The 17,352-nt window shown below is 57.8% G+C and carries 17 protein-coding genes; 11 read left to right on the top strand and 6 right to left on the bottom strand.

Annotation, left to right across the window (positions count from 1 at the left end; genetic code table 11):
• Positions 1-30 precede the first annotated feature (30 nt).
• The 3 genes from rfbG to C8273_RS12980 form a co-directional block, all read right to left on the bottom strand.
• A complete protein-coding gene (gene rfbG / locus C8273_RS02720) occupies positions 31-1,086 on the bottom strand; it encodes a CDP-glucose 4,6-dehydratase (RefSeq protein ID WP_106626279.1) in 1,056 nt (351 codons plus the stop codon).
• Between the two features lie 226 nt (positions 1,087-1,312).
• A complete protein-coding gene (locus tag C8273_RS02715; RefSeq protein ID WP_106626278.1) occupies positions 1,313-2,407 on the bottom strand; it encodes an alcohol dehydrogenase catalytic domain-containing protein in 1,095 nt (364 codons plus the stop codon).
• Positions 2,408-2,469: 62 nt separating this feature from the next.
• Positions 2,470-2,619: a secretion protein HlyD gene (locus C8273_RS12980; RefSeq protein WP_234343807.1), complete on the bottom strand. Its 150-nt coding sequence runs from the start codon at positions 2,617-2,619 to the stop codon at positions 2,470-2,472.
• Between the two features lie 190 nt (positions 2,620-2,809).
• Between C8273_RS12980 and iolG the strand changes: the two genes are divergently transcribed.
• Positions 2,810-3,835: an inositol 2-dehydrogenase gene (gene iolG / locus C8273_RS02705; protein WP_106626277.1), complete on the top strand. Its 1,026-nt coding sequence runs from the start codon at positions 2,810-2,812 to the stop codon at positions 3,833-3,835.
• A gap of 127 nt (positions 3,836-3,962) precedes the next feature.
• Positions 3,963-4,796, top strand: coding sequence for a helix-turn-helix transcriptional regulator (locus tag C8273_RS02700; RefSeq protein WP_234343804.1), 834 nt, complete (start codon positions 3,963-3,965; stop codon positions 4,794-4,796).
• An 86-nt stretch (positions 4,797-4,882) separates the two neighbouring features.
• Here C8273_RS02700 and C8273_RS02695 read toward each other — a convergent pair whose 3' ends face one another.
• The 3 genes from C8273_RS02695 to C8273_RS02685 all read right to left on the bottom strand — a co-directional run bounded on the left by C8273_RS02695 (position 4,883) and on the right by C8273_RS02685 (position 7,872).
• Positions 4,883-6,400 carry a CoA-acylating methylmalonate-semialdehyde dehydrogenase gene (locus C8273_RS02695; RefSeq protein WP_106626276.1) on the bottom strand — a complete coding sequence of 506 codons (1,518 nt, stop codon included), beginning with the start codon at positions 6,398-6,400 and terminating at the stop codon, positions 4,883-4,885.
• Between the two features lie 180 nt (positions 6,401-6,580).
• Positions 6,581-6,907, bottom strand: a complete 327-nt coding sequence (locus tag C8273_RS02690) for a PTS lactose/cellobiose transporter subunit IIA (protein WP_106626275.1) — start codon at positions 6,905-6,907, stop codon at positions 6,581-6,583.
• Positions 6,908-6,951: 44 nt separating this feature from the next.
• Entirely contained in the window at positions 6,952-7,872 is a 921-nt protein-coding gene (locus C8273_RS02685; RefSeq protein WP_106626274.1) for a sugar phosphate isomerase/epimerase family protein, read from the bottom strand.
• A 134-nt stretch (positions 7,873-8,006) separates the two neighbouring features.
• On the opposite strand from C8273_RS02685, the gene C8273_RS02680 reads away from it, so the two are divergent.
• From C8273_RS02680 to C8273_RS02640, 9 genes are all read left to right on the top strand, one after another.
• Positions 8,007-8,744, top strand: coding sequence for a sulfite exporter TauE/SafE family protein (locus C8273_RS02680; RefSeq protein WP_106626273.1), 738 nt, complete (start codon positions 8,007-8,009; stop codon positions 8,742-8,744).
• Between the two features lie 150 nt (positions 8,745-8,894).
• Positions 8,895-9,821 carry a TIM barrel protein gene (locus C8273_RS02675; RefSeq protein ID WP_106626272.1) on the top strand — a complete coding sequence of 309 codons (927 nt, stop codon included), beginning with the start codon at positions 8,895-8,897 and terminating at the stop codon, positions 9,819-9,821.
• 21 nt (positions 9,822-9,842) lie between these two features.
• Positions 9,843-11,000 (top strand): Gfo/Idh/MocA family protein, encoded by a 1,158-nt coding sequence (locus C8273_RS02670; protein WP_106626271.1) that lies wholly within the window; start codon positions 9,843-9,845, stop codon positions 10,998-11,000.
• A 310-nt stretch (positions 11,001-11,310) separates the two neighbouring features.
• Positions 11,311-12,699, top strand: coding sequence for a sugar porter family MFS transporter (locus tag C8273_RS02665; RefSeq protein WP_106626270.1), 1,389 nt, complete (start codon positions 11,311-11,313; stop codon positions 12,697-12,699).
• A 205-nt stretch (positions 12,700-12,904) separates the two neighbouring features.
• Positions 12,905-13,813: a helix-turn-helix domain-containing protein gene (locus C8273_RS02660; RefSeq protein WP_106626269.1), complete on the top strand. Its 909-nt coding sequence runs from the start codon at positions 12,905-12,907 to the stop codon at positions 13,811-13,813.
• A 205-nt stretch (positions 13,814-14,018) separates the two neighbouring features.
• The gene (locus C8273_RS02655; protein WP_106626268.1) at positions 14,019-14,852 is read left to right on the top strand and encodes a sugar phosphate isomerase/epimerase family protein; all 834 of its coding nucleotides are present in this window, start codon (positions 14,019-14,021) and stop codon (positions 14,850-14,852) included.
• Positions 14,853-15,101: 249 nt separating this feature from the next.
• The gene (locus C8273_RS02650) at positions 15,102-16,112 is read left to right on the top strand and encodes a Gfo/Idh/MocA family protein (protein WP_106626267.1); all 1,011 of its coding nucleotides are present in this window, start codon (positions 15,102-15,104) and stop codon (positions 16,110-16,112) included.
• A 296-nt stretch (positions 16,113-16,408) separates the two neighbouring features.
• Positions 16,409-16,588: a hypothetical protein gene (locus tag C8273_RS12970; RefSeq protein ID WP_159060732.1), complete on the top strand. Its 180-nt coding sequence runs from the start codon at positions 16,409-16,411 to the stop codon at positions 16,586-16,588.
• A 16-nt stretch (positions 16,589-16,604) separates the two neighbouring features.
• The gene (locus C8273_RS02640) at positions 16,605-17,210 is read left to right on the top strand and encodes a cytidylate kinase-like family protein (protein WP_106626826.1); all 606 of its coding nucleotides are present in this window, start codon (positions 16,605-16,607) and stop codon (positions 17,208-17,210) included.
• Positions 17,211-17,352 lie beyond the last annotated feature (142 nt).

Below are 17,352 nucleotides of genomic sequence, written 5' to 3'. Positions count from 1 at the left end.
TTCTATATAAGCTATCGTATACAATGGCATTTACATAAGAAACTCCCGTATCTGCTCCTCACTCACCGCACGCATATCCGCGCCAGCTTCCCAGGCCCTTGCCCACTCCACCGTTTTCGCAACGGCTTCTTCGATATGCCAGCGTGGTTGCCACCCGAGCTGCGTTTTGATCTTCGCGCAGTCGAGTTTCAGAAAATGTGCCTCATGCGGACCACCGTCCGCATGCGTCTGCCAGCGCACGCCATCGCCCCACGCACGGCAGAAGATGTCCGCGAGTTCACCCGTCGTCACGCAGTCCGCATCGTCGGGACCGACGTTCCACGCACCGACGAGGGATGCGTCTGCCGTCTGCCGCGCCGCAATCGTCAGATAGACGGAAAGTGGTTCGAGAACGTGCTGATAGGGACGCGTCGAGTGTGGATTGCGGATATCAATCACCTGCCCGCGCACGGCGGCTCGAATGCAGTCTGGGATGATGCGGTCGGGTGCGAAGTCTCCGCCGCCGATCACGTTGCCTGCACGCGCCGTCGAGATACGCACGTCCTGCTTCGCGAGGAAACTCTGCCGATAGCTGTAGACAGCGATCTCCGCGCAGCTCTTACTTGCCGAATACGGATCATAGCCCATCAGCGGCTCGTTCTCGCGGTACCCCCACGCCCATTCCTTGTTTTCATAGACCTTGTCCGTCGTCACGATGAGTACGGAACGCACCGTATCCGATGTGCGGACGCATTCGAGCAAGTTGACCGTCCCCATCACATTAGTCGCAAAGGTGTCGACGGGCTGACGATAGCTCGTGCGCACGATTGGCTGTGCTGCGAGGTGAAAAACGATCTCGGGTCGAGCCTCCTCGAACGCACGGCGAAGCGCAGAAAGCTCGCACACATCGCCGCGCACATCACGCAGCTCCTTTAGGATACCGAGCCGCCTCAGAGCCTCCGTGCCGTCCTCCGTCGGTGCATCGAGTGCAAAGCCTGTCACCTCCGCCCCAGCCCGCAGGAGCAGCAGCGCAAGCCACATGCCCTTAAATCCCGTATGCCCTGTGAGGAGGACGCGTCTGCCCTTGAAAAGCCCCAAATCACTCATATTCCACACCTCGTTACGGTTATCACTCTGTCATTATAACAAAGTTCCACATAAAAAACACCTCCCACAAAAATTCCGTTCTTCGTCAAATGTTACGGACTACATACCCCCTCGCTGCGCAAGAAGTCGTGCGCTTGCTCCACTGGGGTTTGCTGGGGAGCATCACAGTCCGACTTTTTCCTGTAACATTTATCATAGAGCCAAAAATCCCCTGCGGGATCCGATGTCAAATTGTTTCCATGCGAAGATGTGGATGCTGCGCAAGTGCCCCCGCCATTTCCTCCGGATGCGGCAGAACCACAACGCGCAGCCCCGCACGCTGCTCCACGAGGTCAAAGCCGTGCGCGATGTCCGAGAGTGCGACGGCGTGCGTAAGGATACGCGCGGCGCGCACCTGTCCGCTGCGGATGTATTCCAAGGCGCGCGCGTTGTGGCGCGGCGCGGAGGAGAATGCGCCGTGGAGCGCAATCTGCCGATAGTGAATGAGATTGACATCGAGGGGGAGCGGCGGTGCGTCCTGCGGCAGTCCGGCAAAGAGGGAGACACGCCCCATGCGTGCCGTCATAGCGATCCCCGCCGCCATCGCCGCAGCGCTTCCCGCCGTCACGATGACAACATCCGCGCCGCGCCCGTCTGTCACGTCGCGCACCGCCTGCACGCCGCCGTCCGCACCTGTTTCGATATATGCGTCATATCCCATATCGTGCACATCGGCAAGACGCTGTGCGCTGCGGTTGAGGAGAAGAACGCGCGCCCCCGCCGCCCGTGCCAGCTCCGCGTGCAGGATGCCGATCGGTCCCGCACCGATGACGGCGACGGTATCCCCCGTTCCGATGCCGAGTGCCTCCTGTCCGTTCACTACACAGGCAAGCGGCTCCGTGAGCGCTGCACTGAGATCATCCACGTCGTCGGGAATGTGCTGCACATTCCCGAGCTGTACGGCACGCGCCGGAATCCGCACATATTCGGCAAAGGCACCGTCCATGCTGAAGCCGATCGTCTCACGAGCCCCGCAGAGATGCGTATGCCCCGCGCGACAGTACGCACACGCCCCACAGCCAATGGCTGGAGCGGCGACAGTGCGTGCGCCCATCAACTCCGACGGCGCATCCGCCCCCACCTCCGCCACAACGCCCGCAAATTCATGCCCGAGAATCACAGGCGGATGGATCTTCGGATGTCCATGTCGGAATGTGCGCAGATCGCCGCCGCAGACCGCGCACGCGCGCACACGCACGAGAAGTTCCCCCGCCCTGATTCGAGGCTTGGGGCACTCCTCCACACGCATATCCCCAATGCCATGATAGATCGCCGCTTTCATGGATGCACCACCTCCTGATAACTACCATTATAGCAAAACAACAAAATTTGTGTAATAGGAGATCAAGGAAGCACTGATAAATTCAGCCGCGCCGTCTTAGCACATCTTTTTCGCCCTGCCTTTGTCGACAAATCCTCCACATAGCTTTGGCTATGCGTCCGGTTTGTCTCCTTGGCAGGACAAAAAATCTGTACCAATCCGACGGACTTCATTTTATCAGCGATTCCTCAAAACGCAAGATTTTATAGTCTCTTGAAAAATATAGACGATCTATGCAACAAAATATTCAAATGTACTCAAAATTTTACCAAGATATTTAAGTCTTTCTCGTGCAGATTGTGCTATACTTCTATAAGAAAAAGAAGGAAACACTCCTCTACACAGAGAAAGGCGGTTATCCACATGATCAAAGTCGGTATCATTGGCGCCGGCCGTATCGGCCATGTCCACGGAGAGAGCATCTCGAAGTTCGTCAAGAACGCGACGGTGAAGGCGATTGCGGATCCCTTCATGAACGAGAAGATCGAGGCGTGGGCAAAGTCCATCGGCGTGGAGACGATCACGAAGGACTATCACGACATCCTCAGCGATCCCGAGATCGAGGCGGTACTGATATGCGCCTCCACGGATCAGCACGCTCCCGTCTCCATCGAGGCGCTGCGCGCGGGCAAGCACGTCTTCTGCGAGAAGCCCATCGACCACGATGTCGAAAAGATCAAGGAAGTTCTCGCGGTCGTCAAGGAGACGGGCAAGAAGTATCAGGTGGGCTTCAACCGTCGCTTCGACCACAACTTCCGCGCGATCCACGAGGCGGTCAAGGCGGGCAAGGTCGGCAAGCAGCAGATCATCAAGATCACGTCGCGCGACCCCGAGCCGCCGCCGATTTCTTATGTCAAGGTATCGGGCGGCATCTTCATGGACATGACGATCCATGATTTCGATATGGTACGCTATCTCTCCGGCTCTGAGGTCGAGGAGGTTTTCGCGGTCGGATCGGTCACCGTTGATCCCGAGATCGGCAAAGCGGGCGATGTGGACACCGCCGTCATCACACTGAAGCTCGTGAACGGCGCAACAGCGGTCATCGACAACTGCCGCGCGGCATGCTACGGCTACGATCAGCGCGCGGAGGTGTTCGGCACGGAGGGAGCCATTGCGATTAGCAACGACTCCGACTCGAATGCGGTGTTCTCCGGCAAGGACGGTGTCATCGCCGAGAAGCCGATGTTCTTCTTCCTCGAGCGCTACATGGCGGCGTATGCACGCGAGATCGACGAGTTCGTCGAGGCAATCGTGAATAACACGGAGACGCCCGTCAACGCGAACGACGGACTGCAGCCCGTTCTCATTGGACTTGCGGCAAAGAAGTCCTGCGAGGAAGGTCGTCCTGTCACCCTCGCCGAGATCAAGAAGGCATACAATCTCTAAACCTCTCATGGAGTTTCATAGAAAAGCCCTCACATCGAGGGCTTTTTTCTTGCGTTTTTATCTCTTTATTGATAATATGTAGTCATATTTTGGTGATATTTCATAGCAAACACGAAAGGAGGCCATGATGCTTCAATATTTTCCCAAGCGCAACTACCGCCCGACATTTCAAAAAGGAGCATCGCCCTCCCTTTCCTATATCTGCAACGTGGGGCCGGAGGCGTCGTATATGCCGCGCAGCCTGCACGAGCATCCATATCTGGCAGAGATTTTGCTCCTCTACAGCGGCGCGGGCATCTACATGATCGACGGGCGCCGGTATACGGCGCGAAAGGGCGACCTCATCCTCTACAACAGCCATGTCGTACACGATGAGCACGGCGGCAGTGCGCTCGGCACATACTGCGCAGCAATTCGGGGTCTTGTCATTGACGGGCTTCCGCCGGATCACATTCTCGCCCCTACACTCTCCCCCGTGCAGCCAACGGGGGACGATTTCGATGAGTTCTTCGCCCTCTTCACAGCGATTGAAAAGGAGGCACCGCGTCACCCCGAGACGGCGCATTATCTCACGCTCGCACTTGTGACCAAGACGGCGGCGCTGCTCGCCGACCGCGGTCAGCCCGAGGCAGCTGCCGTACCTACACTGGTCAAGGAGGCGCGCGCCTACATCGACCAAAACTATAAAGAGAATATCTGCCTCGCGGATATCGCCGCCGCCACGCACACAAATTCGTACTATCTCGCCCATCTCTTCAAGGAGGAGATCGGTCTCTCCCCCATGAAATACGTGGCGCTGCGCCGCATGGGCGAGGCGCAGAACCTGCTCATCAATACGGATATGAGCATCACGCAGATCGCCGCGCAGGTCGGCTACAACAACTCCAACTATTTCCAGTCCGTTTTCAAGCGCGCGATGGGCATGACACCGCGCGAATACCGCGCGCGCTGGGTGCTCTAATCCGCCACATAAGTAATCCCCCGTCCGTGCCACACAGCCCGAACGGGGGATTTTTCTATGCTTTTATACGAGCGCAGTGCAGAAAATTACTGCTCCGTGCTGCCCTCCCATGTGCCGACGACACGCTTGCCGGCCTCCTCGTCAAACCAGTGCGTGGTGACGGTCTTGGCACGCGTGAAGAACTGTACGCCGTCCTTGCCGAGGACGTGAAGATCGCCGAAGAAGGAATCCTTGTTGCCCGAGAACGGATAGTAGGCGCTCGGTACGGGGATGCCGACATTGACGCCGACCATGCCGCCGTCCGTGTCCATGACAAACTTGCGCGCATAGTAGCCGCTGCTCGTGAAGATGCACGAGCCGTTTGCGAACGGGTTCGCATTCATGATGCGAATACCTTCCTCGTAGTTCTTGACGCGCTTGATGCAGGTGACAGGTCCGAAGATCTCCTGATCGCCGACCGTCATGCCGGGCTTGACATGATCGAGGATCGTGGGACCAACGAAGAAGCCGTTCTCATAGCCCTTCACCACGGTCTTACGCCCGTCGAGCACAAGGGTCGCGCCCTCATCGACACCCTTCTGGATCCAGTCGCTGACCTTCTGCTTGTGCCCTGCATTGACCACGGGACCGAGCTGCGTCTCCTCCTTGTATGCACAGCCGATCGTGAGTGCTTCCGCCTTTTTCTTCAGCAGGGCGACAAATGCGTCCGCAATGCTCTCCTCGACACAGACCACAGGCAGCGCCATGCAGCGCATCCCCGCACAGCCGTACGTCGAGTTGATGATGGCGTTCGTGGATGCCTCAAGGTTCGCATCCGCAAGCAGCAGTGCGTGATTCTTTGCCTCGCACTGCGCCTGTACGCGCTTGCCGTGTGCTGCAGCTGTCGAGTAGATATGCTTGCCCACGCCCGTTGTACCGACGAACGTAACCGCCTTGACACGCGGATCGGTGAGGAAAATCTCGGCCTCCTTACGGCTCGTCGTAACGATGTTAACGACGCCCTTCGGGAAGCCTGCCTCCTCGTAGAAGAGTTCGAGCATACGCATGGACGTGAGCGGCGTCTGGCTGCTCGCCTTGAGCACAACCGTGTTGCCGCAGACAATCGCAAGCGGCACCATCCAGCCCCACGGAATCATCGCGGGGAAGTTCATCGGTACGACGCCCGTCACGACGCCGAGCGGGAAGCGGTAGGACGTCGTGTCGTACCCCGTCGTGACCTGCATCGCACCGTCGCCCTGGATGAGCAGAGGCGCAGCGCATGCCTCCTCCGTCGGCTCGATTGCCTTCTGGACATCGCCGCGCGCCTCGTTCAGCGTCTTGCCCAGTTCCTTCGCGCAGAGGACAGCCAGCTCCTCCTTGTGTGCGTAGAGCACATCGCGCCAGCGGAACATATACTGCACGCGCTTTGCCATCGAGAGCTGCGACCACGACTCGAACGCCTTCTGCGCCGATGCGATTGCCGCCTCGCACTCCTCTACCGTGCAGCTCGGAACCTCAGCGATCACCTCACCCGTGCTGGAATCCGTGATCGAGATATACTTGTCGCTCGTGGACTGCTTCCACTCACCATCGATACAGTACCCCATCCGTTTCACTTCTGCCATAATATGCTCCTTTCGCATACGAAAGCCTGAAAACAACTATCAGATAATACAAAGTATAGTTCACCATAACATTATTGTCAAGAACCCAAAAGAGTATCATCCATAGATATTTTTTATGTATTTCTACAAAAAAGTGCCGCATGGGAAACTCCCACACGGCACCAACCTATCTGTATGTACTTACTTCGCTGCAACCTTCTCATAGAGATTGACGATTTCTTCCGCCATCTCCTTCATCGCCATGCCGGTCATGACATAGTCCTGCGCGTGCGCGACGAGGACGTTGAACGGATCCTTGAGCGTGCCGTCCGCCTCCTTCTTGAGGAGTTCGGCGGTCTGCAGCTGATGCGCCTTGAGGAACTGTGCATCTGCATCCTTCAGTGCGCCGCGCGCCTGTCCGAAGCTGCCTTCGCGCGCAGCCTTCAAAGCCTCTGTAACCTTTGCGCGACCGTCGCCCGCTGCAGCGATGATCGAGAATGCGATTTCTTCCAAATGTGTCTGTGCCATGAGTTTGTCCTCCACATATCTATTATTGTCTGTAAATATCTCTGTTATGCGCCAAGCAGTTCGCGCTTGATGCGCGCAAGCGCCTCGGGCGCCTGCACATCCATCTTCTCGGGGAAGCCGAAATAGGAGACGCAGGCGATGTTGTCGCCGCCGACCTTCGGTGCGTCGGGACGGAGCTGGCGATTTGCAAAGTCCATCTCGCGCAGCGTCTCGAAGATGCCGTCGAAGTCGACCTCGCCCTCGCCCATCGCGAGATGCTGATGGATGGTCATATCCGCACGCCCATGATTGTTGAGCCAAGGCGGATTTGCGATGTAGCGGCAGTCGAGCGTCTGGTTGAACGTGTCCGCAAAGAGAACGTGCGTGAGTTCATCCCCCGCATATTTCAGCATGGAGCGCACATCGCCCTTGCCCGCATCGTAGAAGAAGCCGTGCGGAGAGGAGTAGACATAGCCGAGATTCTTGGAGCGGAACGACTTCACGATATCGCACGCCTCGTTGTTCAGCTCGCAGAAATCGTAGGGATGCGACTGGATCTCGACGCGCAGACCCTCGCGCTCGATGATCGGCAGCAGTTCCTCCATAGAGCGAAAGAACATTCCGTTGCAGATCTCCTGCTGGTTCGGATCGCCCGAAAACTCCGTGTTGATGACGGGCACGCCCATGCTGACCGCGATCTCAATGATGCGCTTCCAGTTGGCGACCGCGTGCTGACGCTGTTCCTCGGTCGGCCCCGACCAACGATAGACCACGATGAAGGAGGAGATTTCAACCCCCGTTTCCTTGAGTGCCTTGCGATACTCCGCCTCCGTCTCCTCGGAGAAGAGCGGGTGCTTGTAGAACGGGTTGATGCGCGGATGCGGGGACTGCTCGATGTACTTGTAGCCCCAGTCCGCGACCTTGTGTACCATGTCGTTGATGCTCATCTGCTTGGCGAGAACATCAACATCGAATGCGATTTTCATGGAAACAACCTCCTCTGATGAATTTGTGATAAAATCATGATATAGAGGTGGACAACTCTTGCCTAATAAACTATCATCGACTAAAATGTTTGTCAAGGGGAGTTTTTAAGAATATTTTGGTGGAGGGGATATCTGTGGACGAAATCATTGCGATTGTATTCCTGTCACAGCTTGCGGGCTTCGTTATCAAGGGGCTGGCGGGCTTCGGCAATCCGCTCCTCACGAATCCACTGATGGCGATGCGGCTGGACAACGTCGTCATCACGCCGACAAACATCCTGCTCGACCTGCCCGTCAACGCGTGGATCTCGTGGCGTGCACGCCACTCCTTTCGGATTCGGCAGGTGCTGCCCGTGCTCATCGCCATCCTGCTCGGCGTCATCCCGGGCACGCTGCTCCTGAAACTCGGGACGCCGTGGATCATCAAGGCGCTGCTCGGCGTCTTCATCATCGGCCTCGGCGTCGAAATGCTGCTCCGCGACCGCACGCGCGGCATCACGCCGCGCAGCTGGCTGCGCAACCTCCTCTCCTTCGCCTCGGGTGTGATGTCGGGGCTCTTTGGCATCAATATGCTCTTCCTCGCGTACATCGAGCGCGTGAGCGCAGATCGCGCAGCATTCCGCGGCAGTATATGCTTCATCTTCCTCATCGAGAACGCATTCCGTGCCGCGACTTACTTTGCAAACGGTATCTTTACGGAGTTCACGCTGACACTGACTGCAGTCTCGATTCCTGCCGCCATCCTCGGTGTGTGGATCGGCACGATGATCGACCGGCGCATGGGCGAACGCGCCTCGAAGCGCTTCATCATCTTCATCTTTATCCTCGGCGGGCTGTCCATCCTCATCAAGTCGCTGATATTCCGCGCGTGACGGAATCGCAAGATTTTATAGGAAATCGCGCGCAAAATACCAAAATCCCACAGAATCGCACCAACCCAATAGAGGTTCATAATGATAATGTATCGTATAATAAATGCGTAAATCTTGTGTATGTGTTGCAGTTTTGAAGGAGGTTTTCCTATGGCAATTCACATCACGGGTGCGCCCTGCTGCTGGGGCGTGGATGACGTGAAGAATCCCTATCTGCCGAAGTGGCAGACGGTGCTCGAGGAGGCGGGCAAGGCGGGCTTTCGCGCCATCGAACTCGGACCGTACGGCTATCTGCCGCTCGACATCGACCTTGTGAGCGCGGAGCTGTCGAAGAACGGCATCTCAATCGTGGCGGGCACGATCTTTGACGATCTTGTCGCTGCGGACAATCGCGAGAATCTCCTGCGGCAGGTCGACGATATCTGCGGCATCATCACAAAGCTGCCGCCGCTGCCGCGCGAGGAGGGTCAGCGTCGCGCAACGCCGTATCTCACCATCATGGATTGGGGACATGACGAGCGTGACTATGCGGCGGGGCATTCGGATCGTGCGCCGCGCCTCTCCGATGAGGATTGGGGGCGCATGATGGAGCACATCCGCGCGATTGCGGAGAAGGCGGCGAAGTGGGGCGTACGCGCCGTCATCCATCCGCACGCGGGCGGCTACATCGAGTTCGCGGACGAGATCGACCGTCTGGCAGAGGACATCCCCGACGAGGTCGCGGGGCTTTGCCTCGACACGGGACATCTGCGCTACTCCGGCATGGATCCGGTGGAGTGGCTGCGCAAATATTCGGATCGGCTCGACTACATCCATTTCAAGGACATCAACGAGAAGGTCTATAACGAAGTCCTCGCCGAGCACATTCGCTTCTTCGAGGGCTGCGGCAAGGGCGCAATGTGCCCCATCGGCACAGGCATGCTCGACTACCCCGCCATCTACAAGCTGCTCACCGAGGAGCTGCACTACGCAGGCTATATCACGGTGGAGCAGGAACGCGACCCGCGCAATGTCGCGACAAGTCTGCGCGACGTGAAGGCGAGCGTCGACTATCTGCACGGACTTGGGTTTCAGTGAGAGGCATAAAGGAGGATCATCATGATTGACGGAGAAAAGTTCTTGGAGCGTCCCATTCGCTGGGCAATGATCGGCGGCGGACGCGGCAGTCAGATCGGCTACATCCATCGCTCGGCAGCGCTGCGCGACAACAATTTCCAGCTCGTTGCAGGCGCGTTCGACATCGATCCGGAGCGCGGACGCGACTTCGGCGAGAAATGCTATGTCGCCCCTGATCGCTGCTACACAGACTACAAGGAGATGTTCGCAGCAGAAGCAAAACGGGAGGACGGCATCGAGGCAGTCTCCATTGCAACGCCGAATTTCACGCATTACGAGATTGCAAAGGCAGCGCTTGAGGCAGGGCTGCACGTCTACTGCGAGAAGCCCATGTGTTTCTTCTCCAACGAGGCACAGGAGCTGGAGCGTCTGGCAAAGGAGAAGAACCGCGTCATGTTCCTCTCCTACGGCTACTGCGGGCATCAGATGATCGAGCAGGCACGCCGCATGGTCGCTAGCGGCGACCTCGGCTCCATCCGCATCCTCAACATGCAGTTCGCCCACGGCGCACACAACGTCGCAGTCGAAAAGAAGTCGGCAGCGACGGCATGGCGTGTCGATCCGAAGAAGGCGGGTCTTTCCTACGTCCTCGGCGACGTTGGGACGCACATGCTCTACTTGCAGGAGGCAATCGTCCCGAACATCAAGATCCGACGCCTTATGTGCTCGGCACAGAGCTTCGTCGAGGGACGCGCACTTGAGGACAATGCCATGACCATCATGGAGTACGAGAGCGGTGCGATCGGCTACATCTGGTCGAGCTGCGTCAATGCGGGTTCCGAGTTCGGTGCACGTTTCCGCATCGTCGGCGAGAAGGCGTCAATCGCATGGGATGCCGAGCATCCGAACCAGCTCCAATACGAGGTGCAGGGAAATATGCAGGGTGCGATGCAGCGCGGCGCGGGCTATCTCTATGCCGAGGCACGCGCGGACGACCGCATCGGCGGTGGTCACCCCGAGGGACTCTTCGAGGCGTGGAGCAACCTCTACACGAAATTCGCACGCGCCATCGCAAAGAACGCGAAGGGCGAGGCAATCGACTTCTGGTATCCCGATGTCCATGCGGGCGCCGAGGGCGTGAAGTGGGTTGAGAAGTGCGTCGAGTCCGCCAAGAATGAAGGTGCTTGGGTAACATACTGAGAGATCGCGTAAGCATCGGTCTGCCGCATGGTGAAAATATCGTGCGGCAGATTTTTATATTTCCAAAACCACATATTTTTCATAAACTTTTGCAGAAATATATAAAAACATAACCAAAACCTATCAATTTTGAAACGAAAACAGGCAGAAACGTGAAAGCGTACGCAGCAAAAATCCCCTATACTTAACACAAGACAAAACCTCAACGGCGCGCAGCGGATCCACGCACCGAGGGTTTACAGGAAGCGTTGATAAGGGCTTCATGTTATCCGAGCTTCCGACCGCATTCATTTATAGGGAGGATTGCAGCATGGCAGAACAAACGCACAAGCAATACCTAAGACGCGTCACATACGTCTCAACCTTCGGCGGACTTCTCTTCGGCTACGACACCGGTGTCATCAACGGTGCGCTCGCCTATATGTCTCGCCCCGATCAGCTCAATCTGACGCCGGCCGTGGAAGGCTTCGTCGCGAGCGGGCTGCTCTTCGGCGCGGCAATCGGCTCGTTCCTCGGCGGACGAATCGCCGATGCACAGGGGCGCCGCAGGATGCTCCTCGTCCTCGCCGCCATCTTCTTCTTTGCGGCACTCGGCTGCGCAGCCTCGCCGACCGCGCCCATTCTCATCGCTTGCCGCTTCGTCCTCGGACTTGCCGTCGGCGGTGCCTCCGTCACCGTTCCCGCCTACCTCGCGGAGATGTCGCCCGCCGACCGACGCGGACGCATGGTGACACAGAACGAGCTAATGATCGTCACAGGTCAGCTCCTCGCCTTCGTCCTCAACGCGATCCTCGGCGTCACCTTCGGTGAGACGGGTCACATCTGGCGCTACATGCTCGCGATTGCGTCCCTGCCCGCCATCGTCCTCTGGTTCGGTATGCTCGCCATGCCCGAGAGTCCGCGCTGGCTGGTGCTCAACGGACGCGTCAGCGACGCGCTGGAGGTTCTCAAGAAGATCCGCTCCGAAAAGGGCGCGATCTCCGAGTTCAACGAGATTCAGGACAACCTCGAAGCCGAGAAGCATATCGAGAAGGCTTCCTACAGCGACCTCGCAACCCCGTGGATCCGCCGCATCGTCTTCATCGGCATGGGCGTCTCTATCTGTCAGCAGATCTCGGGCGTCAACTCCATCATGTACTACGGCACGCAGATCCTCACCGAGGCGGGCTTCTCGACCGAGGCGGCGCTCATCGGCAACGTTGCGAACGGTGTTATCTCCGTCCTCGCCACGCTCTTCGGCATCTGGATGATGGGGCGCCACGGACGCCGTCCGCTCATCATGACGGGACAGATCGGCACCATGGCGTGTCTGCTCGCCATCGGCATTCTCTCGGCAGCACTTGAGGGCACGACGGCTCTCCCCTACGTCGTACTGTCGCTGACCGTCACCTTCCTCTTCTTCCAGCAGGGCTTCCTCTCCCCCGTGACGTGGCTGCTGCTCTCCGAGCTGTTCCCGCTGCGTCTGCGCGGCATGGGCATGGGCTGCGCCGTCCTCTGCCTCTGGCTCACAAACTTCTGCATCGGCTCGGCGTTCCCGTACTTCCTCTTCACCTTCGGCCTGTCCTTCACGTTCTATATGTTCGCCGCCGTCGGGCTGCTCGGACTCGCCTTCGTCTTCAAGTTTGTACCCGAGACGAAGGGACGCTCGCTTGAGCAGATCGAGCACGACTTCCGCCACCACGGCGAAGCGACGGCATAGCACACTGCCGATAAAGGCGCCCTTTCCACGCTGTGCGTGGTTCCCCTCCCCCGTTTCGATGAGGGAGGCTTTTTGTTGCAGAAGGACAAAGCGGCTCTATCATAAATGTTACGAAAGAACGCAGACTGCAAAAGCATAAATCTTTCATCCGGCAGATTTTTTGTGCTATACTGATATTATTCAATGGAAAGCGAGGTGCTGTGCCATGACGATCCTCTACTACAAGGCGGCAAAAAAGCTGCCGCCCCCGCCGGCGTTCGGCGAGGCACTCCGCCTCATCTACATTGGCTACAATGACCGCGAGGAAACACTCATGCCCTCCGCCTTCCACCGGCATGAACACAACCTCGAACTCCAACTGATCTGTCAGGGGCGCGGACACATCCGCATCGGCAGCCGTATGTATGACGTGCAGCGCGGCGATGTCCTCGTCTACAATCAGGGTGTCCTCCACGACGAGAGTGCAGATCCCGCGACGGGGCTGTGGTTCTACAACTGCGGCATCAAGGGACTGCAGCTGAAGGGACTGCCCGAAAACTTTCTCCTGCCCGAAACGACCGCGCCGCTTCTGCATGCGGGCAACCTCATGCCGACGCTCCGCTCCCTCTTCCGCATCCTCTATGGGCAGGTGCAATACAGGCACGCGGACAGCGACGCCGTCACCGCCTCCCTCCTCGTAACACTTTTGCAAATTCTCCTCTATCAGCTGCCGCATGAACCAATCGCACCCGTACGCGAAAAGGATTGCCTCTTCATCGCGCTCAAGGATTATATTGATCGTCACTTTATGGAGGAGCTGTCTGTCGAAACGCTCAGCGCGCGTGTCCACATGAGCACCTCGGGGCTTGCTCATCAGTTCAAGAAGCGCTTTGGCTTCGCGCCCATCCAGTACATCATTCGCCGCCGCATCGGCGAGGCGCAGGCGCTGCTCGTCTCGACGGATCTCTCCATCACGGAGGTCAGCGCGCGCATCGGCTATGACAACATCAGCTATTTCAACAACCAGTTCAAGAGGTTCACAGGGATGTCCCCGCAGAGCTACCGCAAGTACAAGGTCGGCATGAACCAATACAAGCAGCTCGGCGAGATCGCAGGGCAGGAGCGTCGCCGCTAGTGTGCCGAAAGCGGCACACGGAACGTCCCTTGCAGCCTCCCCTTTTGCAGAAAAGTGCAAGTTCCATGGCTTGCACTCTTTTTTTTGCGAAAAAACAGACAGAAACGGGAAAGCGCGAATGCCGCACCTGCACTACAATAGAATCACGATAAGAAGTGGACAGCTTATCATTGGTTTTCATCATCTGAAAAAAGGAGCACAGACTATGAAGATCAGCATGAATCAGGCGACCTGCCTGGAGAAATCCAGTCTCGCGAAAGACATGGAACTCTGCGAAAAGTACGGATTCGACATGATCGAACCGCGCACGATGGACGGCATCCCGAACTATCTCAAGAACCACACGATCGAGGATCTTGCCGCCGACCTCAAGAGGCACAAGCTCGAGCCGCTTGCCTTCAACACCCTGTGCTTCTTCAACAACCGCAGTCCCGAGGACTACGCAAAGGTACTCGACGAGCTGCGCCAGATGTGCGAGTGGGGCAAGGTGATCGGCTGCTCGACGGTCATCACGGTGCCGACCGTCGAGCTGAAGAAGGTCACAATGCAGGAGATCCACGATTCCGCCGTCAAATGTCTCAAGGAGATGGGCGCGATTGCGGCAGAGTACGGCATGCGCATCTCGGTCGAGTTCCTCGGCCATCCTGCGGCATCCATCAACACCTTTGCACAGGCGTACAAGATCATTCAGGATGTGGACAGGGACAACGTAGGTCTTACGGTCGACTGCTTCCATTTCTACGGCATGGGTTCGCGCCTTGAGGATCTCGCGCAGGCAGATGGCAAGAAGATCTTCATCGTCCATCTGAACGACACGGAGGACTTCCCCATCGGCTCCCTGCTCGACGAGGATCGCGTCTGGCCGGGCACGGGCTGCATCCCGCTCGACGACATCCTCCAGACGCTCAAGAAGATCGGCTGGGCGGCGGATGCCGTATCGCTCGAACTCTTCCGTCCCGAATACTACCGGATGGATCCCGAGGATGTCTACCGCATCGGCAAGGAAAAGGTCGACGCTGTTATCAAGCGCAATTTCTGACAAAAAGGGTTCTATGAATGTTATGGGGCAGACATGTGATGCCCCTAAGCAAACCCTAGTGGAGCAGGCGGCGAAGAGTGTGCGACCCGCCCCCTGCGGATTTTAATCGTCCAAGCGAAGCGCGTTTGGAATCCGCAGGTATTTAGGCGGATGAGCACACGACCGCTTGCGCAACGAGGGTTCTGCGTGGGGCTCACACTTGAAAGATTCCGTAACATGTTCCAGAGAACAAACGAGGAGGAACTACCTATGTTGAAAGTTGGAGTCATCGGCTGCGGCGGCATGGGCCGCGACCACATCAAACGCCTCACGGAGCGCACACAGGGTGCGACCGTCACCGCCGTCGCCGACATGGTGGATCAGCTGCTCGATCAGGGCGCAGCGATTGCGGGTTCCGGCTGCAAGAAGTTCAAGAATGCGGACGACCTCATCAACTGCCCCGATGTCGACGCCGTCTTCATCGTCACTCCGGGCTTTGCGCATAAGGACGCACTGCTCTCCGCCATCCGCGCGGGCAAGCGCATCTTCTGTGAGAAGCCCCTCTGCACGACCGCAGAGGACTGCCTCGAAGTGATCAACGCAGAGGTAAAGAGCGGCAAGCACCTCATCCAGCTCGGCTTTATGCGCCGCTATGACAAGGGCTATCTGCAGATCAAGGAAGCCATCAAGTCCGGCGAGTACGGCGCGCCGCTCATCGTCCACTGCACGCACCGCAACCCGCTCGTGCCCGACAGCTACACCACCGAGATGGCGGTGCACGACACGGCGATTCACGAGATCGACGTCATTCACTGGCTCGTCGACGACGACTTCGTCTCCGCACAGGTGCTTTTCCCGCGCGTCACGGGCGCGGCAGCGGCACATCTGAAGGATCCGCAGATCATGCTCCTGCGCACAAAGAGCGGTATCTGCGTCGACGATGAGGTCTTCGTCAACTGCAAGTTCGGCTATGACATCAACTGCGAAGTCGTCTGCGAGGACGGCGCGCTCAAGATGGCGCAGCCCTCCTACCCCGATGTGCGCAAGGGTGCAAAGGTCGCGACCACGATCGACACCGACTGCTTCGTCCGCTTCCACGACGCCTACGACGCCGAGGTGCAGGGCTGGGTGAACGATGCCGCCGCCGGCGTCATCAACGGGCCTACCGCATGGGACGGCTACCTCGCCGCTATCACGGCGGATGCCCTCGTCCGCGCGCAGAAGAGCGGCGCGATCGAGGAGATCAAGCCCGCACAGGAAAAACCTGATTTCTACAACTAAAAAGTACGCATAAAAACGGCACGGCAGAAACACATCTGTCGTGTCTTTTTGTGCGTCTTTCAAAAGAGGTCGCTGTGCGATCCCGTCCGAATCAGTTTCAAAATAAGGGAATCGCTGATAAAATGAAGTCCGTTAGATTGGCGTAGATTTTTCGTCCGAACAAGGAGGCAAACCTAACGCTGCAAGGGCTATGTGGAGGATTCTAGGGCACAGTGCGGGCAAAAAAGATGCGCTAAGATGACGGGGCTGAATTTATCAGTGCTTCCTTAAAACCGCAGGCATCCGCGATCGCCTCGATGGAGTCCTCCGTCGCCTGCAGGAGTCGCTTAGACTGGCGCCGTCAGGATACGGTCGATGCGATGGGAGTGCAGCGTCTCCCCCTGCATCGTGTACTGCCCCGCCGCGAGGATGTCGACAAATTTTATCCGACAATTATGCGTGATCTGATTGCGCGCGACCCAAAGAATGCGGTATAATGAGCAGAAGGAGGTAATACACATGAGAAAAAACACCGTTATCACCATCAGCCGCCAGTTCGGCAGCGGCGGCCGTCAGATCTCACGTCTCCTCGCGGAGAAGATGGGCGTCAAGCGCTATGACCAGACGGTCGTCGCCATGGCTGCGGAGAGCCTTGGTGCCGGCGACCAGATCGAGGAGGTCATCAACCGTTCCTACTCGGTGCCAGAAGCTAGTCTCGGTGCGATCAGCACAGCGTCGTTCGACCGCGTGCCCGCATACAACCAGCTCTACATTGAGCAGGGCAAGATCATCCGCGCCATCGCGGCAAAGGGTGAGGGTGCTGTTTTCCTTGGCCGCTGCGCCGATGTTGTCCTCGCGGGACAGCCCGACGTCTACTCCTTCTTCATCTGTGCCGACGATGAGTTCCGCACAAGGCGTGCGCAGACCCACTACGGCGGCATGAGCCTCAAACAGCTCAACGAGATCGAAAACAAACGCAAGAACTACTACTCCTTCTACACGGGCAAGACGTGGGGCGATCCGTTGAACTTCGACCTCACGATCAACACGAGCCGCGTGCCGCTGGAGAAGGCCGCCGACCTCATCCTCAGCTACGTCGAATTCTGTCAAGGAGAGTAAAGGAAGCGCTGAGAAAGCAGCCTCTCCGATTGGTGTAGATTTTTTATTCGAACAAGGTGGAAAACCGGGCGCAGAGCGATGCTCTGTGGAGGATTTTCCGCCGAAGTGCGGGAAAAAGATGCACTAAGGGACGTAAGCTGAA

The sequence above is a fragment of the Candidatus Centipeda massiliensis genome (assembly GCF_900290285.1).
GTDB classification, from domain to species: Bacteria; Bacillota; Negativicutes; order Selenomonadales; family Selenomonadaceae; genus Centipeda; species Centipeda massiliensis.
The sequence above is the reverse complement of the archived record's forward strand: the minus strand, read 5'-3'. Positions and strand labels throughout refer to the sequence as shown.